The organism is Stenotrophomonas sp. 220_Sma, from assembly GCF_056487375.1.
In genome coordinates this window covers 1,655,639-1,677,133 of record NZ_CM151348.1, presented here as the reverse complement: position 1 = coordinate 1,677,133, position 21,495 = coordinate 1,655,639, and the positions used below count along the sequence as shown (strand labels likewise).

Genomic DNA, 21,495 nt, shown 5'->3' with positions numbered 1-21,495 from the left:
CATGAATGCAAGCGCCGCCGCGCCACTCAGTTCGGTCGCAGCTTGTCCAGGCGGTCGGTCAGCGCCACCCAGAATGCGGCAGGCAGCTCGGCGCGCAGCGGGACCGCGTAGTGCCAGTCATTGCCGAACGCGCGGCATTTCACCGCGTCCTTCTCGGTCATCAGCACCGGCAGCTGGCTGCCAAAGGACAGGTCCTGCGGCTGATAGGCCTGATGGTCAGCGAAGGCGTGCGGCACGACGCCGATGCCACGCGCGCGCAGCATGTCGAAGAAGCGCTGCGGGTGGGCGATGCCGGCCACGGCGTGCACGCGCTGGCCCTTGAAATACGACAGCGGACGGGCACGGCCACCGGCCAGCGGTTGTGCGCTGTCGATGTGCAGGGCCATCGGCCACTGGCCGAAGCCGCAGGCCTGTGCTGCAGTCTCCTCATCGGCCTGGCCGAGGTTGACCACGCGGAAATCGCACTCGCTGGCGCGGCTGACCGGCTCACGCAGCGGCCCGGCCGGAATCATCCGGCCATTGCCGTAGCGGCGCTGCGCATCGACCACCTCGATCTCGATGTCGCGTGCCAGCCGGTAGTGCTGCAGGCCGTCGTCGCAGACGATCACATCGCAGCCGGCCTCGATCAGCGCCTTGCCGGCTGCAACACGATCACTGTCCACGCGCACCGGCACGCCGGTCTTCCAGGCAATCAGCACCGGCTCGTCGCCACCCTTGGCGGTCGGCGTATCGGCCTTTACCCACAGCGGCTTGTCGGCATCTTCGCGGCCGTAGCCACGACTGGCCACGCCCGGCTTCCAACCGGCGGCGCGCAGGCGCTCCACCAGCGCGATGGTCAGCGGCGTCTTGCCAGTTCCACCGGCGGTGATGTTGCCAACCACGATGACCGGCACCGGCAGCGTGTAGCGCTTGCGCCAGCCACGCCGATAGGCGCGCCGGCGCAGCGCGGTGACGCCGGCATACAGCGGCGCCAGCAGGCGCATTGCCCACGGAACCGGGGTGCCGTCGTACCAGTACGGCGGGGTCTGGGTACCCTTGCCGGCCATCAGTCCTGCCTTTCGCGGAACTGCATGCTGTGCAGATGCTGGTACAGGCCACCCATGGTGAGCAGCTCCTTGTGGGTACCGCGCTCGACGATGCGACCGTGATCCATCACCAGCACCTGGTCTGCATGCTCGATGGTCGACAGGCGATGCGCGATGACCAGCGTGGTGCGCTCGGGCATCAATCGCTGCAGCGCGTCCTGCACCAGGCGCTCCGATTCGTTGTCCAGCGCTGCGGTGGCTTCATCGAGGATCAGGATCGGCGCGTCGCGCAGGATCGCACGCGCGATCGCCAGGCGCTGGCGCTGGCCACCGGACAGCAGCGCGCCGTTCTCGCCCACCGGGGTCTGCAGCTGCTGCGGCATGCGTGCGATGAACTCCCAGGCATTCGCGGCTTCAGCTGCCGCTCGGATCTGTTCATCCGTCGCGTCCATGCCATAGGCGATGTTGGCGCCGATGGTGTCGTCGAACAACATGACCTTCTGCCCGACCATCGCCACCTGGCGACGCAGGTCGGCCAGCGGATAGTCGTCCAGTGCCACCCCGTCGAGGGTGATGCGCCCGCCGCTGGGTTCGTAGAAGCGCGGCACCAGCCGGATCAGGCTGGTCTTGCCGCTGCCGGATCGACCAACGATGGCGGTGACCGTACCCGGCTTGGCCACGAAGCTGATGTCGTCCAGGGCGATGCCACTGTCTTCGCGGTAACGCAGCATGACGTGCTCGAAGGCCAGTTCGCCACGCACGCGCTGCACCGTGTTGCGGCCTTCGTCGCGCTCGACCGGCATGTCGAGGATGTCGAACAGGCGCTCGGCGGCGGACACACCGCGGGAGATCGAGGACTGCACGCTGGTCAGGCGGCGCAGCGACGGGATGATCGCCGTCATCGAGATCATCAGGCCCATGAACTGGCCGGCATTGAGGCGCCCTGCCAGTGCTTCGCGGGTCGACACCCAGACGATCACCGCCAGCGCCAGCGCGGCCAGGAACTGGACCACGCTGGAGGCACCGGCACGGGTGATTTCCACCTTCATGTTCAGCGCCAGCATGCGGTTGGCCAGGCGCGAGTAGCGCGACATCTCATGCTGCTGGGTGCCGTGCACCTTCACTTCCTGCTGGGCCGCCAGTGACTGCTCGGCGGTCTGCGCCATCGTGCCCATGCCGTCCTGGATACCGCGGCTGATGCGCCGGTAGCGCTTGCCCACGTAAGACACGATCACGCCGATCATCGGCACCACCACCAGCATGGCCACGGTCACCTTGACGCTCATCTGCAGCATCACCGCCAGCATTGCGATGATGGTCAGGGTGTCGGCAACCACGGTCTTGAGCGCATCGGCGCTGGCCTGGGTGACCTGCTCGGTATCGAAGTTGAGGCGGCTGACCATCACCGGCGTCGATTCGGTATCGAAATGCGAGGACGGCAGGTGCAGGTACTTGGCCAGCACCTGTTCACGCAGGTCGCGCACCACGCTGCGACCGGTCTTGGCCAGCGCGTAGTCGCTCACCCAGGTGGCGGCGCTGCGCATCAGGAACAGGCCAAGGATGGTCAGCGGCAGGATCACCGCCATTTTCGGTTCGGGATTGACGAAGCCACGGTTGACCAGCGGCTCCATCAGCTTGGTGAAGTGGTAGCCGGCTACCGACTCCACCGCCATGGCGATGACGGCGGCGACCATCATGCCCCAGTAGGCACGGGTGTATCCCAGCAGACGTTTGTAGATCGGCCACACCGGCGCGTGTTTGGAACTCATGGACGCACCTCGGGTGCTGTTGCAATGGCAATACGGCGGAAGCCGAGCTGACCCAGCGCATCCTGCGCGGTCACCACGGCCTGATAGGGCGTGCGGGCATCGGCACGCAACAGCACCGGCTGGGTACGGTCGCTGCCGGCAACGGCCGCGATGGTCTGCTTGACCGACTCGACGTCGCTGCGCAGCACTTCCTGGTCATTGATGAAGTAGCGGCCTTCGGCGTTGATCAGCACGCTCAACGAGCGCGGCGGCTCATTGCTGGGCTGCTGGCTGGCCGTAGGCAGCTCCACCTGGAGTGTCGAGCGCGCATCGAAGGTGGTGGTGACCACGAAGAAGATGATCAGCACCAGGATGACGTCGATCAGTGGCACCAGGTCGATATGCGGCTCATCCTGGGATCGGTCGTTGCCGATACGCATCGATCAGGCCTTCGCCGTGGCCGCGCCGGCCGGGCGCGTGGCAGCAGCAGGGTTCATCACGCCGGGGCGGCCATCCAGCGTATCCAGCAGCGCGCTGGCTTCCTGCTCCATCTCCACCACGTAACCGTGGATACGGCCCTTGAAGTAGCGGTGGAACATCAGCGCTGGAATGGCGACGATCATGCCTGTGGCGGTGCACACCAGCGCCTTGCCGATACCACCGGCCAGCTGGTTCACATCACCCACGCCATGGTCGAGGATGCCCAGGAACATCTGGATCATGCCGATCACCGTGCCCAGCAGGCCCAGCAGCGGCCCGGCCGATGCGATGGTGCCCAGCGCGTTGAGGAAACGCTCCATGCGGTGCACCAGGTGGCGGCCGGTGTCTTCGATGCGCTCGCGGATCTGGTCACGCGGACGGTTGCGCGCTTCCAGCGCGGCGGCCAGCAGCGCGCCCAGCGGCGAGTTCGCCCGCAGGGTCTGCAGGTGGGCGGGGTCGAGCTTGCCGCGTGCCGCCCAGTTGCGCACTTCCTGGCCGAGGCCGGGCGGCAGCACTTCAGTACGTCGCAGGGACCAGAAACGCTCCAGGATGATCGCCAAAGCCAGTACGCCCAACAGCAGCAGCGGCACCATCGGCCAGCCACCGGCCTTGACCAGTTCCCACACGTTTCAACCCTCCGGCCCAACGGCCGCTTGTTCGATCGGCGATAGGATAGCAGCCGACCGCGCCCGCCCAGCGGCATCCCACCACCGGGATGCGTGGATGCGCTGTTCACGCAGCTGCAGCCCTTGTGCGCCAAGCCATATGCGGATCGCCCCGGAATCGGTCGTGGCCAGCACTTCCGCCCCTTGCGCCTGCCAGCGCTGGACCACGTCCTGGCGGGGGTGCCCGAAGCGGTTGCGGTGCCCGGCCGAGACCACCGCCAGCCGTGGCGCCACGGCGGCCACCCACGGCGCGCTGGAGCTGCCGCCACTGCCATGGTGCGGCACCAGCACCACATCCGCCTTCAGTGCTGCCGGAGACGCCTGCAGCAGCACCTGCTCGGCCGGGCGGCCGATATCGCCAGGCAGCAGGACCACGCCGTGACGGCTGGCGACGCGCAGCACGCAGCTGTCCTCGTTCTCGGCCTGGCGGCTGCCCGGTGCCGGGTGCAGGACCTGGAAATCAACTCCGTCCCACTGCCACTGCATCCCTTGCTGGCAGGGCGCAGCGCCGGCGATGGTGCTGCCCGGTGGCGCCAGCAGCTGCAGCCCGGGCAGCTGCCTTCGCAGGCTCGGCAGGCTGCCGGTGTGATCAAGATGGTCATGGCTGAGCATCGCCTGCTGGGGCGGCCCCTGTCCGAGCGCGCGCAGGGCCGGGACCAGAATGCGTTCGTTGCCGTCGCCGCCGGTCGGCGGCCCCACGTCGTACCAGAGCGCGTGCCTCGCCGTACGCACCAGCACCGCGGTGCCCTGCCCTACGTCGTGCACCAGCAGCTCCAGTTCGCCTTCAGCCGGTGCATGCCGGGCGGGCCACAGCAGTGGCAGGCACAGCAGCAGGCCTGCCAGGCCACCGCCAGCGCCGCGTGGCAGCAGCCACCAGAACACCCCCGCCAATGCCGCCGGCACCGCCCAGCGCGGTGCCTCGGCCAGCCACCACATCGCCTGCGGGTGCAGCGCCAGTGGCTGCAGGGCCTGCCAGCTGAGCTCGAACAGCCAGGCGGCGGCGCGCCATGCCCAGCGCCCGGCGCCATCATGCAACGCGTGCAGGCCGGTACCCAGCAGCGACAACGGCACCACCAGCAGGGTCCACCACGGAATGATCGGCAGATTGACCAGCGGCCCCAAGCGCGCGGTGCCGCCGAACAGGGCCACGCACAGCGGCAACAGGCCGAGGCTGGCCACGCCCTGGGCGGCCAGAAAGCCGCGCAGGCCCCCACCGACGCCGTCCGGCCCGGTCCGTGGAAGGCACCACAGCAGCCACAGCACGCCCCCGAAGCTGAGCCAGAAGCCGGCCGACAGCACCGACAGCGGCGCCGGCAGCAGCATCACCATCGCGGCCAGGGCCAGTCCCTGCCCCGCACCCACCGGGCGACGCCCGGCACGGGCCAGTGCCACCAGCCCGATCATCAGCGCCGCACGCACTGTTGGAAGCGCGCCGCCGGCGGCCACGGCATAGACGGCTGCGGCCAGTGCCGCGCCCCATGCCGCCGCCTGCGGCCGAGGCCAGAACCGTCCCAGCACCGGGCACAGCCACCACGACACGCGGCACAGCAGTACGCCAAAGCCAGCCACCACGCCAACGTGGAAACCGGAAATGGCGACCAGATGGGTCAGGCCCAGCGCGCGCAGGTGTTCCCAGTCGTTGTCGGACAGGCCGCGCGTGTCGCCCAGTGCCAGGGCCTGCACGAACCGCGCGGCAGGATGTGCCACCTGCATTGCGATGGCGTCACTGCTGCGCTCGCGCCAGGCCGGCAGGCCCTGCGCAGGCGCGCGCTCACGCGCAGCGCCGGGGTCGCGCACCGTGCCATTGCCGGAAATACCGCGCAGCAATGCATGGCGTTCGCCGTCGAAGCCGCCAGGATTGATCCGCGAGCGTGGCGCGCGCACGCGCAACGACAACTGCCAATGTGATCCCGCACGAACCGCGTGGCGCCCGCCCTCCGCCTGGTGCGCTGGCGATCCGCGCCACGGGTCGTTCCAGGTGACCTGCAGGCGCTTGCCACGCAGCACTGGCGGCGCATCGGCGTCATCCACGTGCAGTACGAAACGTGTGTAGCCGGCCCCTCTCTGTGGAAGATCGGCCACCCGCCCCCGCACCTGCACATCCTGCGGCGGCGCACCGGGTGGAAGCTGGCCGTGCAGGGCCCACTGCCCGTGCACTGTTGCCCATGCCAGGCCGAGCAGGACTGCAGCCCACGCGCGGCCGCGCCAGCGCAGCAGCCAGCCCGCGACGCCGGCAACGGCCATCGGCGCGCTCAGCCACAACGGCAGCAGTGCCGGCATCTGCACGCAGGCCAGCGCGCCCAGCACCAGGCCGGCGGCGCAGCCGGGGCCAAACAGTGCCGGAGCGGAACGTTCGGGAACCATTCCAGCAGCCTGCCGAGGGACGTAGGAGGTTGCCTATCGGGGATTTCCCCGCGTGGCTGTCAGCGCCGGACGGTGCCGCGATGGAAGTTGACCCGGAAGCTGGCACCACCGCCGGCAGCTTCGCCGACACTGACCGAACCCCCGTGATGCTGCACGATTTCCTTCACCAGATGCAGGCCCAGGCCACTACCGCTACCCGCTGCGCGCAGACGATGGAACGGCTCGAAGATCGCTTCACGGTCGCCCACCGGAATACCGGCGCCCTGGTCGCTGACCTCCAGCAGGCCACGTGCATCCAGGCGCACGCAGATGGTGCCGCGTCCGCCGCCGTGGACGATGGCGTTGTGCACCAGGTTGGCGATCACCCGCCCCAGCGCCAGGCTGTCGCCATGGATCCACACTGGCATCTCGGGTGCATCCACTTCGAAGCCGTAACCGGCCCCCACCACCAGCGGCGCCAGATCGGCGGCCGCTTCGCGCACCAGCAACGCCAGATCCAGCCGCTGCAGTGCGCCGACATTACGATCAAGTCGCTGCAGGTCAAGCAGGTGCTCGGCAACGTTACCGAGCCGCGCCACGTCGGTCAGCAGCTGCGACTTCAGCTCGCCCTGCGGCAACTGCGACAGGCGCGCCTGCACCACTGCAATCGGCACCCGCAGTTCGTGCGCGGCATCGGCAAGGAACTTGTCACGCGCGGCATACCCCTGCTGCACCTTGTCGATCGCGTCGTTGAAGGCTTCCACCAGCGGTGCGACCTCGGTCGACACCAGCTGCGCATCCAGACGCGCCCCCGGCTGGCCGATATCCAGCTCCTTGGCCTGTTGTGCGGAGCGGCGCACGCCGCGCATCGCGCGGTGGATCACGGTCGGCATGACCAGCAGCGTGATCACGATCAGCGGCAGGAAAAACCACAGCCCGATCAGGCGCAGCACCATCAGCGCACCGTCCAGCAACCCGCCCTTCGGCGCCCCACCCACCATCACCGTGATGCGCCGCCCGTCCTCCTTGCGGATCATGACCCGCGCCACGTCCAGGTACGGCGGCACCAGCGAGCCGAGTTCGGTGGCACCCAGCGTCGGCAGGCGCGCGAGCAGCGGGGCGTGGATCGCCGGAATCGTGCCGCGTTCCAGCCAGACACCCTTGTCGTCGACCGCCGCGAACCAGAGGTTGCCCCCGGCCTCGGCGTCGAGCTTGTTCCAGCGCGCCTGGTCCAGCACCAACCGCCCGCCTTCACTGTGCACGGCCTTGGCCACGGCTTCGGCCATGAACATGTCCATGCCCCAGGTGTCCTTGTCGCCCCAGGTCAGGATCAGCGCAACAACGGCGAACAGCACGGTGAAGGCCTGCGCCAGGAACAACCGCCAGGCCAACCCCAGCGTGATGGAACGGATCGGACGTGTCGGACGCGCCATCTCAGGCCTCCGCCAGCAGGTAGCCGACGCCCCGGATCACATGGATTTCAACGCCCGCCCCGGCCTGCTGCAGCGCCTTGCGCAGCTTGGAAATGTGCGCATCGAGCGCATTGGACTGGATCTCATCGTCGAAGCCGTACACCGCGGCCTCCAGTGCCGTGCGGGTGACCGTGCGCCCCTGGCGCATCGCCAGTGCCTGCAGTACCAGCACCTGGCGCCGCGGCAGCGCCAGCGGTTGGCCCTCCACCTGTGCCTGCAGCGATTCGAAGTCGAATTCCAGCCGGCCCAGATGCAGGCTCGGTGTCACCATGGCCGAGGGCCGCCGCGAGACAGCACGGATCCGCGCCATCAGCTCCTCGATCGCCACCGGCTTCACCAGGTAGTCGTCGGCACCGACATCCAGGCCCTCGACCTTGTCCGACAACCTGCCCTTGGCCGTCAGCATGATCACCGCCAGGTTCGGGCGCAGCGCGCGTGCGGTGGCGACGAAAGCCACGCCATCGCCATCTGGCAGCTGACGGTCCAGCAGCATCAGCTGATGCACCGGCTCGCGCAGCGCAACCGCGGCTTCGGCCAGGCTGCCGACCACGTCGGCGACCACGCCCTGCCGCTCCAGGCCCGACTGCAGGGCTCGGGACAGATCGGGATCGTCTTCGACCAGGAGAATGCGCATCAGGGGCTCGGCTACCGGAAACGGTGCCGATCATAGTGCCTGGCGCCAGGTTTGGGCGTCTTCGTGTGCCAGTTGCGAAGGCGCAATGTTCTGACAATGTTGTACCCGCACCATGCACAGCCATCCCCCGCAAAGTGGTTGATCGATGCCGTCGCTGTCCCCGACCCTGCTGCGCCCGTTGCTGTTCTCCGCTGCCATCGGCCTGCCGTTGATCACCCACGCCGCCGACCGGAACCCGGGCGTGCAGGCCGGTATCAGTGCCGGCGCGACCTCGGGGGCGTACGCCCACTACGACGTCAAGCCGCTGGTCGTACCGTCCATTGCCTGGCAGGGCGAGCGCTTCTTCGCCAGCCCGGGCTCGCTGGGCATGTACCTGTACAAGCGCGAGGGCCTGCGCCTGTCGGCGGCAGTCACGCCCTACACGCTGCGCTTCAAGACCGACGACGTGAACGATCCTCAACTACGTCGCCTGCACAGCCGGCAGATGTCGGCCATGGCCGGCATCAACGGTGAGTACAGCGCCGACTGGGGCATCGTCGAGGCCAGCGTGATGCGCGAGGTCACCGGGCACGGAGGTGGCATGGAGTCGCGCCTGCACTACAGCTATCCGATCCAGGCCGGTCGCTTCACCTGGGTGCCCAAGGTCGGCGTGGTGCACTCCAGTGCGCGCCTGCTCGACTACTACTACGGCATCACCGACGAAGAAGCGCTGCGCTCGGGACTCGCCGCCTACAACCCGGGCAGCGCGACATCACCGAGCCTGCAGATCGCAGTCAGCACGCCCTTGGGCACGAAGTGGCGCGCGACCGGCGTCGTCGCCAACCAGTGGTTCGGCGATGCAGTAAAGGACAGCCCGATGGCCCGTCGCGGTACGCAGACGTCGGCCTTCGTTTCCCTGATGCGCTCGTTCTGATCGAGCGCCCGCAACGGACAAGGACCCCCCATGGCCTCCGTCTCCCCTGCTGCTGAAGCGCACGCGATCCTGCGTGCCCCCGACCTGGACAGCGCCGAGCGCGTCTACCTGGGGCTGCTGCCCGACCTGGAACACGTGAACGCGCTGACGCGCCGCGCACTGGGCCTTTCGCGTGCTGCCGATGCGGCACGCGGCTACGCGTTGTCGATGACGCTGGTGGGATTGCGCCTGCAGGAACTGGAGATGGGCGAAGCGACCGCAAAGGAACATCGCCAGGCCACGCTGCGCAGCCTGCGCCAGGCCTTCAGCGCCTGAGCGCAGGCCTGCGACGCCGCCGCTGCCGCAGGCAGCGGGAAGACTCAGCGGAACGTGGTCCACGCCAGCACTGCCGCCAGCAGGGCCACCCAGATCACCGCCTTGAAGGTACCCTCCAGCATGTTGCCGCCGAACAGCAGTTCGATGATGGGATTGGGCCGGGAAACCGGAACGTGATCACTCATGCGGCAGCTCCTTGCAGTGACGGCGCGATTGCGCGGTAGACCGGAGTCTACGCCTGCACGGCCCGGATTCATCGCCCCCCGGCCGTCTTTGGCGGTTCAATTCCGGCCTTCGTCGCAGGCCGGCTGCAGCACCCCACATGTCATGCCAGCCTGCGTGCACTTTCCCGCTGGAGCACCGTGCCATGCCGATGCTTGCCCTGATGCTGCTGCTCTCCAGCCTGTTCGGCGCTGGCAACGGGCCCACTGAAGAGGCCCTTCGCAGCCAGATCCTGCTTGCCGAAACCCAGCAGCCGGACGTCGTACGACAGGATTGCGGTTCGCCCTCCCTGCTGCTTTACCGGCTGCGCCAGGACCGGGTCCTGAGGCTGGCCAACCAGCCCCTGCAACACGAACCCGGCGTTGCCCAGCCCACGCGTGGTGCGACGGTTCGCGTCGCCCAGCTCTGGGAGCGCGTGGACGGTCACTGGAAGCTGCAGCGGATGATCAGCGTCGAAGACCTGGTCGTGCAACGCTGACCATGTGGAACCGTGATCGATGCCTGAAACGAGAAAAGCCGGCACAAGGCCGGCTTCCGTCGTGATCCACCGCTGCACCGGCAATGCCGGGAGCCAGGTGGTGGGCGGTACAGGGTTCGAACCTGTGACCCCTACCATGTCAAGGTAGTGCTCTACCGCTGAGCTAACCGCCCATCTTGTTCTTGCCGCCCGAAAGCTGGCCTTGCTACGTAAAAACCCGGCGCCAGGGCCGGGCTTTGCAGTTCACGACAGCCCCCTTCCAGGGACTTCGTGGTGGGCGGTACAGGGTTCGAACCTGTGACCCCTACCATGTCAAGGTAGTGCTCTACCGCTGAGCTAACCGCCCGATTTTGCTTCTGAACGTCCGCGATTGCGTCGGTGCAGGCCGCGTATATTACGGATGCCGGCCGTGAAGCGCAACACTTTTGTGAAGAAGATGCTGCACTGCCGCGTTCAGCCCAGACTCGCTTCCTTCAGCTGCCGGATCTGGTCACGCACGCGGGCTGCATCCTCGAATTCCAGGTCCTTGGCGTGCTGGTACATCTGCTGCTCCAGCGCCTTGAGACGGGACGCCAGCTGGGCCGGGCTGAGCGATCGATAGTCACTCCCCTCCTCGGCAACGCCGGGCCTGCCCTTGCCCTTGCCCTTCTTTGCTTCCTTCTCGGCCGCATCGGAGCGCGCGCCTTCCAGCACGTCGGTGATCGGACGCGCCACCGAGCGCGGCACGATGCCGTGCTGCTCGTTGTACTCGACCTGCTTGGCGCGACGGCGGTCGGTCTCGTCGATCGCCGCCTGCATCGAGCGGGTGATCTTGTCCGCATACAGGATCGCCTTGCCACGCACGTTGCGGGCGGCACGGCCGATGGTCTGGATCAGCGAGCCGGTCGAGCGCAGGAAGCCCTCCTTGTCGGCATCCAGGATCGCCACCAGGGACACCTCGGGCATGTCCAGGCCCTCGCGCAGCAGGTTGATGCCCACCAGCACATCGAACTTGCCCAGGCGCAGGTCGCGGATGATCTCCACGCGCTCGACCGTGTCCACGTCCGAGTGCAGGTAGCGCACGCGGATGCCGTGCTCGGTCAGGTATTCGGTGAGATTTTCGGCCATGCGCTTGGTCAGCGTCGTGACCAGCACACGGTCACCGGCCTTGATACGCGCGTTGGCCTCGCTCATCAGGTCGTCAACCTGGGTGCCCACCGGGCGGATCTCCACCACCGGGTCGATCAGGCCGGTGGGGCGTACGACCAGTTCAGTGATCTCGTCACCGGCTTCGCGGTACTCATAGGGGCCTGGCGTGGCCGACACATAGATGCTGCGCGGGCAGCGCTCTTCCCACTCCTCGAAGCGCAGCGGCCGGTTGTCCAGCGCCGAGGGCAGCCGGAACCCGAACTCGACCAGCGTCTCCTTGCGCGAACGGTCGCCCTTGAACATGGCACCGATCTGCGGAATGGTCACGTGCGATTCGTCGATCACCAGCAGCGCGTCGGCCGGCAGGTAGTCGAACAATGTCGGCGGCGGTTCGCCGGCGTTCTTGCCGGTCAGGTGCCGGGAGTAGTTCTCGATGCCGTTGCAGTAGCCGACCTCGGCCATCATTTCCAGATCGAACTGGGTGCGCTGCGCCAGGCGCTGCGCCTCCACCAGCTTGTTCTGCGCGTACAGCTGCTCCAGGCGCTCCTTCAGCTCGACCTTGATCGTCTCGATCGCCGCCAGCACACGCTCGCGCGTGGTGGCGTAATGGGTCTTCGGGTAGACCGTGAAGCGCTGCATGTTGCGCAGCGTCTCGCCGGTGAGCGGATCGAACAACGTGATCTTCTCGACCTCGCCATCAAACAGCTCCAGGCGCAGCGCCTCGCTGTCCGACTCGGCCGGGAACACGTCGATGACTTCACCACGCACGCGGAAGGTACCGCGCTGCAGCTCGTATTCGTTGCGCGTGTACTGCAGCTGGGTGAGGTGGTTGATCAGGTCGCGCTGGTCGATGCGCTCGCCCTTGGACAGGATCAGGCGCAGCGACAGGTAGTCTTCCGGCGCGCCCAGGCCATAGATCGCCGACACCGTCGCCACCACGATCGCGTCCGGGCGCGACAACAGGGTCTTGGTCGCCGCCAGCCGCATCTGCTCGATGTGCTCGTTGATCGAACTGTCCTTCTCGATGAAGGTGTCCGACGACGGTACGTAGGCTTCCGGCTGGTAGTAGTCGTAGTAGCTGACGAAGTACTCCACCGCGTTGTGCGGGAAGAACGCCTTGAACTCGCCATACAGCTGCGCCGCCAGCGTCTTGTTCGGCGCCATGATCAGCGTCGGCTTCTGCACGTTCTGGATGACGTTGGCGATGGTGTAGGTCTTGCCCGAGCCGGTGACGCCCAGCAGGGTCTGCTTGGCGATGCCCGCTTCGAAGTTGCTGGTCAGCTTCGCGATGGCATCAGGCTGGTCGCCCGCCGGTGAATACGGCGAGACGAGTTCAAAACGGTCGCTCATGGTGGTGCCAGTTCCCGGGAGTGATGAGTATACGGGGCATGGAGTGACGGCCCGCTGAGGGGTTTCCGGGCAGGTGAGCGCGGCGTTGGCTGATGGTGAATGCCCCGGCGTACGTCGAGGCTGGAGGCATGCCTCATCGTCTTCGCCCTGCCCGGCTCCACCGCGGGCTCCATCTGATCGAGCTGCTGGTCGCCGTCATGGTGCTGTCGGTCCTGCTGGCGTTGGCCTGGGGCCCTTGGCAACGCACGCTGCGGCACGTCCAGGCGGAAGCGCTGCGCGCCGAACTGGTCGCCAGCCTGTCGATGGCGCGCAGCGCCGCCATCACCGAACACCGCCGCGTGACGGTCTGCGGATCGTCGGACGGCATGATGTGTGACCAGGCATGGAGCCAGGGCTGGCGGGTGCAGGTCGAACCGGCCAACAGCGCGACCGCCGCCGCAAGGGAACTGCGCATGCACAGGACACGCCAGCGTCATGTCGACCTGCGCACCAGCGATCATCGGCCCGACGTGCGGTTCCGGCCCGACGGCCGCAATGCCGGTACCAACCAGTCCATCGTGTTGTGCGTGGATGGACAGGAGCACAGCCGCGTCATCATCAGCGTCCCCGGACGGGTCAGGAGCCAGCGCCCGCGCAGGTCCACCCCCTGCTGAAACCTGCAATGCCATCGTGGAAACGAAAAAAGCCGCGGTTTCTCGCGGCTTTTTCGAATCTGGCGCCCGAAGTTGGACTCGAACCAACGACCCCCTGATTAACAGTCAAGTGCTCTAACCGGCTGAGCTATTCGGGCGGGGTGCGCATTTTAGCCAGCGTTTGCAGGGGAGTGCAAGCCTTTTCTGCGATGTGGCAAATCGGCACGCCCTTCACCAGCATCCGGGGCCCTCGCTGGCGCTTGGCGTCTTTCGTCCGGCCTGGTCCAAGGCCAGGGTCCCGCATTTGTCGTCTTCCTGGCCATTCTCCGGTACCGCCTGCAACTCGAACGTGGCTGCGGTCGCATCACCATTCAAAGACAGTGCATAGAACGAGGTGCCGTTGCGCGGCGAACTGGTGAACGGCAGAGTCAGACCGGCGTAGGTATTCTGAGTGGTGTGGTTGCGCTCCAACACCTGCGCCAGCTCAACCAGATCGGCCTTGGCCTGAGCGCGCCGAGCCTTGCGCACGTGCTCGGTGTAAGCCGGCATGGCAACAGCGGCAAGAATCGCAACTACGGCAACGGTGATCATCAGCTCGATCAGAGTGAAACCACGGACGATACGAAGTGGGGATTTCATGCGCATGGGCTTCCCGGATTGCAAACAGTTCATCGAATCTGCCGCCATGACTGGCGCCCACAGGGCCGGGGCAGATACATGCCATCGGCCCCCTGGGTACCAAGCATATAGGTGCATGGCTCCAGTAACTCATCCACCTTGCATTTGGTTTTGCTGGGGTCGCAGGGTGTCAGCTTGGGTACGAACACGCTGTTGTTGGTAATAGGTCCGCCCTGGCTGCCCTTACCTCCCTTGGTCAACTTGATTCCACCACAGTTGCCGGTGCAGATCGAATCACCGCCAGGCTTGTCGCTGAGGCCAGACATGCCTCCCCCGCCTGTCAGCAGATACACACCGTAGCGCCAGTTGACCCCGCCGCTGCCACAGATTGCACTCCCGGGAACATAGGTCAGGAAGAACACACGGCCGCTCTGAATCGTCGGCGTTGCAATGAAACGCTCACCATCAACGATTGAATCGACTGTCAGGTCTACGTACCAGCCACGCTTGTTCGTATAGCTGACCGGATTGGAGGTAATGTCGCGGGTCTCATAGCCATTGCTGTCGGTACCAACCAGAACGCTCTGCTGAACCAGGCTGGTGCGGTCGGCGATCGGTGTCTTCAGATCGTCCCATACGCCATACAGCGTCTGCACGCCGGTATTCGCGTTGACGGTGTTGTCGTCGGCCGCGAAGTACTGCCCGGTACCGAAGAACAAACTGATGCCACCGGCCGGACCACTGCTGACTTCGATGCTTCCGGTGATGGGCTGGGCCACGTTGTTGCGGGTTGCAGTGAACAGTGGTGCTCCGCTGTAGGCCACGTTCCAGTTGGCTGGATCATTGCTGGACAGATCGAACTTCCACAGATTGCCCTTCATGTCGCCGCCATAAACCGTATCGGTCACCCCGTCCGCATTCTTCAGTGCCACCGGCACGATGTTCATCAGGCCATTGCGGCCAACATACTTGGAATCAGCCGGACTCAAGCGCTTGAGCACCTTGCCGGTCTGGATATCGACCACATACAGCACAGCCTTGCCGCCTGACGAGTTCACACCGTTGCCGAACAACGCGACAAAACGCGGTGCTCCGCCACTGGTGGCGCTGGTCAACGGAACGATCGCTGGCTTGCCAAGCACGAAACCAAGATCGGATTCGTTCTTGCCGGATACTTCCCACAGGACCTTGCTGGCATCGAACCCGGTCGGATCGCTGACATCCAGAGCGAATACCGAGCCATTGCCAACGCTTGCCGCATTCGGCGCCTTGCTCGCGCCGCCGGCGCCGGTGGTCGCCGCCACCACGGTATGCCAGGAATCACCGTAATAGACATCCGAAGATGTCACCGGCCCGTCCACATAGTAGCGGTGGCCATACTTCGGGTTCGCCAGTTCGGCAATGTGCTGCAGCGATGTGGACGGAATGAAAGCAAACTCCTCCCTGCCCGCCGCCGCTGTGGTGCTGGCATTGAAGCCGTGCAACATGCCGTCGTTGGCACCGACATAGACCATGGTTGGCGGTCCATTCGCCGCACGCTTGGCATTCAGGAAGGTCTTGTAGGCACTGCCGAGCGTCTGCTTCCACACAACGCCCTGCGCCGTCCATCCCCCATAGCCAAAATCATCGCGGTTGGACACGATTTCGGTAGTGGAGTTGATGATGTCACCCAGAGGCGAGGTGCGGGTCCGAAGCCCAGGCACTGCGCTGCCGCTGAGATAGTTGACCAGTTGGTCGACAGTCGTGCTACCGAACCAAGCCGGAATCGGCGTCGGGGTGGTGCTGAAGCCCATCACCGCCAGCTTCTGCGCGCGGGTACTGCCTGGAATGCTGGACGCCGTGAACGCCGCTGCAGCTACCGGCGTGACCACATCCTTGGTGTCCTGCATATTGGCGGATGTCGCCATGAAGATCTTGCGGTTGGCGCCCGCCATCCTGCTCGATGCACGCCACAATTCATCACCATCGGCGCCGCTGGGCAGCACCTGGGTTCCCACCACGTCCCCCGTCCAGTCATTTGAGCCGGCAGTAACCTTGTAATGCGAGCCTACCGTGAACGAGCCGGTAGTGATGCGTGCACCCGAGCCACTGCCACCGACCGGCGCGTCGCCCTCGGCAGCACTGGCAAAGATGTCATCCAGCGCCTGGCGCAGCTTGGAAGGATTGCGAGCCAGGAAGTAGTTGTCGGGCACTCCGGGCTTCTTGCTGTCCCATTTCTTGCCAGCCGGCACGCCATACTTGGCGGCATACCACAGCGGACTTTCCAGCTGGCCGGCCGCCGCACCACTTGAGGCCTTGTACTTGATCACAACCGGCCGATCCCAAGTACTCGGGAAATCATCGGACTGGGTAATGACGGAACCATTGCGAGCAGGGCCAGTAGTGCCCCTTTTATAGTCACCCTTGCGCAGGGTCAGCCTCTGCACCGTGTTGGCGGCATTTGAGCCAGAGATGGTGTAGCCGGTCAGCATCGCGTTTCCGGCGAAGGCGGAGAGGTTCTCGATCCGGATCAGCACCTCATCGGCCGCCACGGCGCTGCGCAGCGTAGTGCCACGGCTGGACGAGTCGCGGTTGCACAGTGTGGTGGTGGTATTGGCGACCACGCTGCGGATCGGATCGGCACGCCAGCAGATGTCGTTGGCGCCGGCTGGCACGGAGTTGCAGGCCGCCCCTACACAGTAGCTCATCATCGCCACGACATCGTTGTCGTGGTCGTTGCCCCACAGCGAATCCTCCCACACCAGCGAGAAGCTGCCCGAGCTCGCATCGTTCGCATACGGTCGGCCGTACTTGTTGTTGTTGACGCCGGACTTCACTCCAATACCAACCGAACCCAGGAAGCAGCTGCGCCAGCCGCTGTCGGCGATTTCCAACCAACCGTCATTGTTGGCCTGGCACAACGGTGCCAGGCTGATGGTCTTGCCGCCGACCTTGATTTCGAATTTCGGCAGATTCTCGGCCATCGCAACGGTGTACGTGGTAGCCGTGATCTTGTAACTGGCCGGTTTGCTCTGTACACCCGGACGAAGGTCCGTCGCCGCCGCAGACTTGGCCATGCCGGCCATGAGATAACTGCCTTCCATCGAAGGAATATCCGGACAGATGCCGCGCGCCAGACTGAGATTGTCGACGGTACGTCCCTGGCATATGTCTTCGTGGGTATTGAGCACAGTACCGCTCGGGGTCGCACCGACGCGGCCGATCATCCAGCTTTTGCCGGCGATGCCCTCAGCGGTTCCGATATCGTTGGTCGCGGTAGTCGCGTTGATCGAAACTGGCAACGTACCTATGTTGTCACTGTCGAATGACGGCAGGCCGGATGACATGACCAGGATGTTGCAGGTGGCGCAATAGGAATTTCCGCCCTTGGCCGGGTCCCGATAGGGGTCGACCCAGGCAATTCCGGTTGGCAGCGTAGCGAGGTCACCAGAGTCACCATAGACCTTGCTTCCACCGGTCACATACCGCAGCGCCTCTGCATACATCTCCGCCAGCGGATTGCCCCAGGCACTGCACCTCTGGTTGCCCGCACCCGGGTTATTGAGGATCTTCGAATTATCGGTACCTACACGATTGAGGATGCCGTACTGGTTGCAGTCGCTCCAGTTGTCCTTCCAGTTCCACTGGTCGATGCTGAAGTTGGAGATCGTGTTGATCACCCCTTCACCATTGGCGGTCGCGCCGGACTTCATGTAGCAGAACTGGCCGGTAGAGAGATCGATCTCGTCACCGGTGCCGCAGAAGCTGTCACCATTGCCGGCCAGCTTGCCGATGTTCCGGCGCAGTACGCCACCATCACGCGGATTGGCATATGTACCGGAAATCAGGCCAAAACGCAGGCGCCCGCTCTCACCATAGGTCTGCAGCAGGCCGGCCGGCTTGTAACGATCGGTATTGCCACTGGTGTACTTGCGGCAGTAGTTCTCCCGCAATGCATCAGTGCCTCCCGCGCAGACATCCAGGCGTACAGCATAGTCCGCCGCCGACCCGGGCACGTCGCGCTTGCCGTCGGTATCGGTACGACCGACGCCGCACTGATAACTGGCCGTCGCTGCCCACTCGGACCAGTTGCCCGAAGCCACCCGCATCAACGATCCGCTGGTGGCAGATGTGTTGCCATTGCAGAATGACCAGCCGGTGGAGTTCGCCGTCAGCGGTGCGAAATTGCCGATGTCTGAACCGGTATACACCTTCACCCATGCGTGCAGATCATTGGGAATCCGCGCGCGTTCAATGATGGTCTGGGTCAGGCTGTCCGTGGTGCGCAGTCCACCGTAAAGCACGCTGCGCATGACGTCCAGCCTGCTCATGGTGACCCAGTTGAGGAAGTTGCCTGACCACTGGCCTGTGCAGCTGTGGCCGTTACTGCCGCCGCCCTTTGCCGCAGCCTTGAACAGTGCATTGGCGCCAGTGCCTGTCACCGAGTAGCAGAGCTTGGAGTCGAAGTAGCCGCCGTACTCGAACGCATCCAGATAGGTCGTATCGAGGATGCCGTCCTCACTGCCATCAGGACCGCCACCAATGTCGGTGTAGTCGCTGTATGCCTTGTTGAACAGCTGTTCGTCGCGCGACATCACCATCATCATCAGCGGTGGCTGGCTCTGCTTGCTGTACAGCGGCTCCTGGGCGATATCGAAGTCACCAATGGCCGCACGTAGCGGAATCACCAGTGCGGCGACAGCAGCGACGACAGCACCAGCGGTACCCCATCGCAGCCACTGGGACGGAGTGAGGCGGAGGAAACGGCGCGGAGTGTTCATGGAATGAAAACCGTATCGATGACGGCGCTGGCCGAAGCGTTGGTGGTGGCATCACTGGACAGGGCAGTGACCTGATAGATGTTGCCGGTGTCTTCGTTCAACTTCGCACCCACGCGACGGCTGGAGGACGGGAAGCACTTGTCGATCCGACGGGTGTACTGCGCCGAATTGGCGGAAACTCCATTGGCCCAGGTCAGTGGGTCGTAGGTAGGGCTGCAGGCCTCCTGCGCCGCAGCGTACAACCCACCGCCCTCGATGGTGGTGGCAATGGTGTCCTCAACCTGACGAGCGTTCTGCTCGGCGTTCTGGAACGCCAGGTTGGTCCTTAGATAATTGGCCGCCATACGCTCCTGCATGCCTGTCACCTGCATGCCTGCGATGCCGATCAGGGCCAGCAGGATGAGCATGATCAGGGCAACGTAGAGCACCGCACCCCGTTGGGTGCGAGGAGGTTGCCAGCGGGGCGCGCGTAGAGCCATGGGATGCCTCAGTTGCCAAACAGGCGGTTACGGATTGCGATGGTCGTCTGGTAGGTGGAGCGCATGCGGCCATCACTGGGCGCGGCGAAGGTGACCCCCAGCGCAGTGAGTGCCGCCCCGTCCTTGGCCTGCACAGCAGCGGCCGGATCCGGGCTGGACATAACCAGACCCAGTTGCACCGCACCCACACGTCGCCAGGCCTGCGCGGTATCGGTCAATGACTTCTCCACGTCATCAGCGGTGCCTTGGCGGTCGATGAAGCCGGTTGGTGCGGTCCGCGTCAGGCCGCGATCCTGCCCATACAGCAGCTGCATGTTGGCCACACCCTCGACCAGCGCTTCGGGCGCGCCGGCAGTGAATGCACCATTGGGAGCGGCGCCGAAGCGGACGCGGTACAGCGAGGTCTGCTCCCTGTCGGCATCTTTACCAACGTAGAACACCACGCTTTCGGCGCGATGCAACATGGTCTGCCCTTCGGTATAGACGCTGCTGAATGTGCCGGTGTTGTTCGGCGCGGTGTCAAAGGTCACGGTACCGGCAGTGGCATTCACTGCATTGGCCTGGAACGTGGTCGCGGAAATGCAATCCGCAACACCGAACAACCCCGGATTGCTGACACCACTGTTGAGCACCGCTACGCGCTTGGGATCGAAACTGAAGATCGGCTTGGACGCGGTGCCGCCGATCAGGGTTACCGGGACACCGTCGGGCATCAGGTAACGCATTGCCACGATATCGCTACCGTTGACCCGGTTCGGCAGGGCATCAGCGATCTCCTTCGGCAGCACGGGGAGGTAGTCCACGCCACCAGTCGGCGGATCTGCGCTGATCGTGACATCTTTGCCGGGCGCGGTCCCGACAGCTTCATAGCCCTGAATGGAACGTCCGAAGTCCAGGGTTGGATGCGCGTTGGCAGTCAAAGTGCTGTGCAGCGATCCGGAAAGATCGTGCGACTGGTCGTTGACGCAACCGAAATGGCCGGCCATCCGCAGTTCGCGCTGCAGGGTATCCATCGCGAAGCGGCTATTTTCCTGCACGCGCGCCATACCCTCGGACAACTGATAGGCGGCGCGGGAGGCGGCGAACACCTGGATCACGGCGAGCATGATGATCAGGCCGATCGCGAGCGCAATCATGAGCTCGATCATCGACACGCCAGCCAGATGACGACGGGAACGAAGCGTGCTCACAGGCGTGTACTCGCACTGAAGGTAGTGTCATCGGCATCTGCACTCCAGCGCTCATCTCCCCAGCTGACGCGCACAGTGACCACGTTGTTGTTGCGAGTGACGGATGCACTGGCGTTGTCGCCTAGTGCTTTACCCAACCGGCAACGCCAATCTTTCATGAAGGCGGCCTGATCAATGTCCTTGCCGATCGGCGGATTGCACTCGCTTGTAGTCGCTGAGTAGTCACCTACGTACAACGCGGCAGCTACACGGTTGATACGGACCTGATCGAGCAGTTCATAACTGAGATTGGTGGCTTGGGTACGGTAGTTCGCACTCTGGACGTAGCGTACGTTCATGGTCTGAAGCAGGGCAAAGCCAAGCAGCCCGATGCCGAGCACAAGAATGGCGATCAGCACTTCAATCAGGCTGAACCCGTTCTGCGCGCGATGGCGCGCCGTCTTCCACTGGATGCGACGACGATTCATTTGCAGGCCTCCTTGTGCAACCTGAGCTGGCCCGTCAGCGACACCGTCAGACGCCGTTGAAGTGGCTGGTCACCGCATTTGTCCGGGCGAAGAGTAATGTCGGTGGCGGTAGCGGCCCGACTGCGCCCACGGGGATCGAACGCCACCGACACCGTTTTCACATCAACCCCGGACATCGCTGCGCGTGGCTCGCTGTAGCGCAGGACGGCCTCCCCGGCATCGAAGCCGCCATTGCCGTTGGTGTCATCCCAAACCATCCAGCCGTCGGTCCATGACTTGCCATCGCAACCGGTACCGGTACTGGAAGCACACATGCCAGCGCCGTGCGCATTTTTGACCGCTTCCGAGCGCGCCAACGCCAGCGAGGCCATCAACTCGTTGCTGGTCGTGGCCATCCGATTGGAACGGATCGTGCTCTGGAAGCTGGGATAGGCGATGGTGCTCAGGATCGCCAGCACGGCAACCGTGACCATCAACTCAACCAGCGTAAAGCCGTTTTGCCGGCGCAAAGACATTGGACGCTCCCCAGCGTGTTGATGGCCACCATGGGCCATCGCCCTGCCACCGGCAAGCGGC

General features: G+C 65.0%; 19 protein-coding genes and 3 tRNA genes. 4 read left to right on the top strand and 18 right to left on the bottom strand.

Annotated elements, in window-relative coordinates; genetic code table 11:
* Positions 1–26: 26 nt before the first annotated feature.
* Genes lpxK through ACZLIB_RS07875 form a run of 7 tightly spaced genes read right to left on the bottom strand, consistent with a single transcriptional unit; the run spans position 27 to position 8,367 of the window.
* Entirely contained in the window at positions 27–1,046 is a 1,020-nt protein-coding gene (gene lpxK / locus ACZLIB_RS07905; protein WP_032128905.1) for a tetraacyldisaccharide 4'-kinase, read from the bottom strand.
* Positions 1,046–2,794 (bottom strand): lipid A export permease/ATP-binding protein MsbA, encoded by a 1,749-nt coding sequence (gene msbA, locus ACZLIB_RS07900; protein ID WP_032128904.1) that lies wholly within the window; start codon positions 2,792–2,794, stop codon positions 1,046–1,048. Before msbA ends, lpxK begins: the two co-directional genes overlap by 1 nt.
* Entirely contained in the window at positions 2,791–3,213 is a 423-nt protein-coding gene (locus ACZLIB_RS07895; RefSeq protein ID WP_032128903.1) for an ExbD/TolR family protein, read from the bottom strand. Before ACZLIB_RS07895 ends, msbA begins: the two co-directional genes overlap by 4 nt.
* 3 nt (positions 3,214–3,216) lie before the next feature.
* Entirely contained in the window at positions 3,217–3,879 is a 663-nt protein-coding gene (locus tag ACZLIB_RS07890) for a MotA/TolQ/ExbB proton channel family protein (RefSeq protein WP_019337175.1), read from the bottom strand.
* A 3-nt stretch (positions 3,880–3,882) separates the two neighbouring features.
* Complete coding sequence (locus ACZLIB_RS07885) at positions 3,883–6,282, bottom strand: DNA internalization-related competence protein ComEC/Rec2 (RefSeq protein WP_478469545.1); 2,400 nt, start codon at positions 6,280–6,282, stop codon at positions 3,883–3,885.
* A gap of 59 nt (positions 6,283–6,341) precedes the next feature.
* Complete coding sequence (locus ACZLIB_RS07880) at positions 6,342–7,694, bottom strand: sensor histidine kinase (protein ID WP_049399928.1); 1,353 nt, start codon at positions 7,692–7,694, stop codon at positions 6,342–6,344.
* Position 7,695: 1 nt separating this feature from the next.
* Positions 7,696–8,367, bottom strand: a complete 672-nt coding sequence (locus ACZLIB_RS07875) for a response regulator transcription factor (protein WP_032128900.1) — start codon at positions 8,365–8,367, stop codon at positions 7,696–7,698.
* A gap of 145 nt (positions 8,368–8,512) precedes the next feature.
* On the opposite strand from ACZLIB_RS07875, the gene ACZLIB_RS07870 reads away from it, so the two are divergent.
* A complete protein-coding gene (locus ACZLIB_RS07870) occupies positions 8,513–9,280 on the top strand; it encodes a MipA/OmpV family protein (protein ID WP_049412592.1) in 768 nt (255 codons plus the stop codon).
* A 30-nt stretch (positions 9,281–9,310) separates the two neighbouring features.
* Entirely contained in the window at positions 9,311–9,595 is a 285-nt protein-coding gene (locus tag ACZLIB_RS07865; RefSeq protein WP_032128898.1) for a hypothetical protein, read from the top strand.
* Between the two features lie 44 nt (positions 9,596–9,639).
* Here ACZLIB_RS07865 and ACZLIB_RS07860 read toward each other — a convergent pair whose 3' ends face one another.
* Positions 9,640–9,780 (bottom strand): hypothetical protein, encoded by a 141-nt coding sequence (locus tag ACZLIB_RS07860; RefSeq protein ID WP_165929929.1) that lies wholly within the window; start codon positions 9,778–9,780, stop codon positions 9,640–9,642.
* Positions 9,781–9,962: 182 nt separating this feature from the next.
* Between ACZLIB_RS07860 and ACZLIB_RS07855 the strand changes: the two genes are divergently transcribed.
* A complete protein-coding gene (locus ACZLIB_RS07855) occupies positions 9,963–10,295 on the top strand; it encodes a hypothetical protein (protein WP_125893534.1) in 333 nt (110 codons plus the stop codon).
* A gap of 98 nt (positions 10,296–10,393) precedes the next feature.
* On the opposite strand, the gene ACZLIB_RS07850 is transcribed toward ACZLIB_RS07855, so the two are convergent.
* The 3 genes from ACZLIB_RS07850 to uvrB all read right to left on the bottom strand — a co-directional run bounded on the left by ACZLIB_RS07850 (position 10,394) and on the right by uvrB (position 12,773).
* A tRNA-Val gene (locus ACZLIB_RS07850) sits at positions 10,394–10,468 on the bottom strand.
* Positions 10,469–10,566: 98 nt separating this feature from the next.
* Positions 10,567–10,641: transfer RNA gene (locus ACZLIB_RS07845), tRNA-Val, on the bottom strand.
* 107 nt (positions 10,642–10,748) lie between these two features.
* A complete protein-coding gene (gene uvrB, locus ACZLIB_RS07840; protein WP_032128896.1) occupies positions 10,749–12,773 on the bottom strand; it encodes an excinuclease ABC subunit UvrB in 2,025 nt (674 codons plus the stop codon).
* A 128-nt stretch (positions 12,774–12,901) separates the two neighbouring features.
* Here uvrB and ACZLIB_RS07835 point away from each other — a divergent pair, with 128 nt between their 5' ends.
* Entirely contained in the window at positions 12,902–13,426 is a 525-nt protein-coding gene (locus ACZLIB_RS07835) for a GspH/FimT family pseudopilin (RefSeq protein WP_478469543.1), read from the top strand.
* A 60-nt stretch (positions 13,427–13,486) separates the two neighbouring features.
* Here ACZLIB_RS07835 and ACZLIB_RS07830 read toward each other — a convergent pair.
* From ACZLIB_RS07830 to ACZLIB_RS07800, 7 genes are all read right to left on the bottom strand, one after another.
* A tRNA-Asn gene (locus tag ACZLIB_RS07830) sits at positions 13,487–13,563 on the bottom strand.
* Positions 13,564–13,636: 73 nt separating this feature from the next.
* Positions 13,637–14,050 (bottom strand): type IV pilin protein, encoded by a 414-nt coding sequence (locus ACZLIB_RS07825; protein WP_121503794.1) that lies wholly within the window; start codon positions 14,048–14,050, stop codon positions 13,637–13,639.
* 23 nt (positions 14,051–14,073) lie between these two features.
* Positions 14,074–18,783 carry a pilus assembly protein gene (locus ACZLIB_RS07820; protein WP_240792119.1) on the bottom strand — a complete coding sequence of 1,570 codons (4,710 nt, stop codon included), beginning with the start codon at positions 18,781–18,783 and terminating at the stop codon, positions 14,074–14,076.
* Positions 18,780–19,190 (bottom strand): pilus assembly PilX family protein, encoded by a 411-nt coding sequence (locus ACZLIB_RS07815; RefSeq protein ID WP_343144385.1) that lies wholly within the window; start codon positions 19,188–19,190, stop codon positions 18,780–18,782. Before ACZLIB_RS07815 ends, ACZLIB_RS07820 begins: the two co-directional genes overlap by 4 nt.
* A gap of 80 nt (positions 19,191–19,270) precedes the next feature.
* Complete coding sequence (locus tag ACZLIB_RS07810) at positions 19,271–20,452, bottom strand: PilW family protein (RefSeq protein ID WP_121503795.1); 1,182 nt, start codon at positions 20,450–20,452, stop codon at positions 19,271–19,273.
* The gene (gene pilV, locus ACZLIB_RS07805) at positions 20,449–20,919 is read right to left on the bottom strand and encodes a type IV pilus modification protein PilV (RefSeq protein WP_121503796.1); all 471 of its coding nucleotides are present in this window, start codon (positions 20,917–20,919) and stop codon (positions 20,449–20,451) included. Before pilV ends, ACZLIB_RS07810 begins: the two co-directional genes overlap by 4 nt.
* Positions 20,916–21,434 (bottom strand): GspH/FimT family pseudopilin, encoded by a 519-nt coding sequence (locus ACZLIB_RS07800; RefSeq protein ID WP_132809751.1) that lies wholly within the window; start codon positions 21,432–21,434, stop codon positions 20,916–20,918. The genes pilV and ACZLIB_RS07800 overlap by 4 nt, the downstream gene beginning before the upstream one ends.
* Between the last annotated feature and the right edge of the window lie 61 nt (positions 21,435–21,495).

Bases quoted from the DNA above. Each gene is read 5' to 3' on its own strand.
- lpxK (WP_032128905.1), bottom strand. From the start codon at position 1,046: ATGGCCGGCAAGGGTACCCAGACCCCGCCGTACTGGTACGACGGCACC.
- msbA (WP_032128904.1), bottom strand. From the start codon at position 2,794: ATGAGTTCCAAACACGCGCCGGTGTGGCCGATCTACAAACGTCTGCTG.
- ACZLIB_RS07895 (WP_032128903.1), bottom strand. From the start codon at position 3,213: ATGCGTATCGGCAACGACCGATCCCAGGATGAGCCGCATATCGACCTG.
- ACZLIB_RS07885 (WP_478469545.1), bottom strand. From the start codon at position 6,282: ATGGTTCCCGAACGTTCCGCTCCGGCACTGTTTGGCCCCGGCTGCGCC.
- ACZLIB_RS07880 (WP_049399928.1), bottom strand. From the start codon at position 7,694: ATGGCGCGTCCGACACGTCCGATCCGTTCCATCACGCTGGGGTTGGCC.
- ACZLIB_RS07875 (WP_032128900.1), bottom strand. From the start codon at position 8,367: ATGCGCATTCTCCTGGTCGAAGACGATCCCGATCTGTCCCGAGCCCTG.
- ACZLIB_RS07870 (WP_049412592.1), top strand. From the start codon at position 8,513: ATGCCGTCGCTGTCCCCGACCCTGCTGCGCCCGTTGCTGTTCTCCGCT.
- ACZLIB_RS07865 (WP_032128898.1), top strand. From the start codon at position 9,311: ATGGCCTCCGTCTCCCCTGCTGCTGAAGCGCACGCGATCCTGCGTGCC.
- ACZLIB_RS07860 (WP_165929929.1), bottom strand. From the start codon at position 9,780: ATGAGTGATCACGTTCCGGTTTCCCGGCCCAATCCCATCATCGAACTG.
- ACZLIB_RS07855 (WP_125893534.1), top strand. From the start codon at position 9,963: ATGCCGATGCTTGCCCTGATGCTGCTGCTCTCCAGCCTGTTCGGCGCT.
- uvrB (WP_032128896.1), bottom strand. From the start codon at position 12,773: ATGAGCGACCGTTTTGAACTCGTCTCGCCGTATTCACCGGCGGGCGAC.
- ACZLIB_RS07835 (WP_478469543.1), top strand. From the start codon at position 12,902: ATGCCTCATCGTCTTCGCCCTGCCCGGCTCCACCGCGGGCTCCATCTG.
- ACZLIB_RS07825 (WP_121503794.1), bottom strand. From the start codon at position 14,050: ATGCGCATGAAATCCCCACTTCGTATCGTCCGTGGTTTCACTCTGATC.
- ACZLIB_RS07820 (WP_240792119.1), bottom strand. From the start codon at position 18,783: ATGAACACTCCGCGCCGTTTCCTCCGCCTCACTCCGTCCCAGTGGCTG.
- ACZLIB_RS07815 (WP_343144385.1), bottom strand. From the start codon at position 19,190: ATGCTCATCCTGCTGGCCCTGATCGGCATCGCAGGCATGCAGGTGACA.
- pilV (WP_121503796.1), bottom strand. From the start codon at position 20,919: ATGAATCGTCGTCGCATCCAGTGGAAGACGGCGCGCCATCGCGCGCAG.
- ACZLIB_RS07800 (WP_132809751.1), bottom strand. From the start codon at position 21,434: ATGTCTTTGCGCCGGCAAAACGGCTTTACGCTGGTTGAGTTGATGGTC.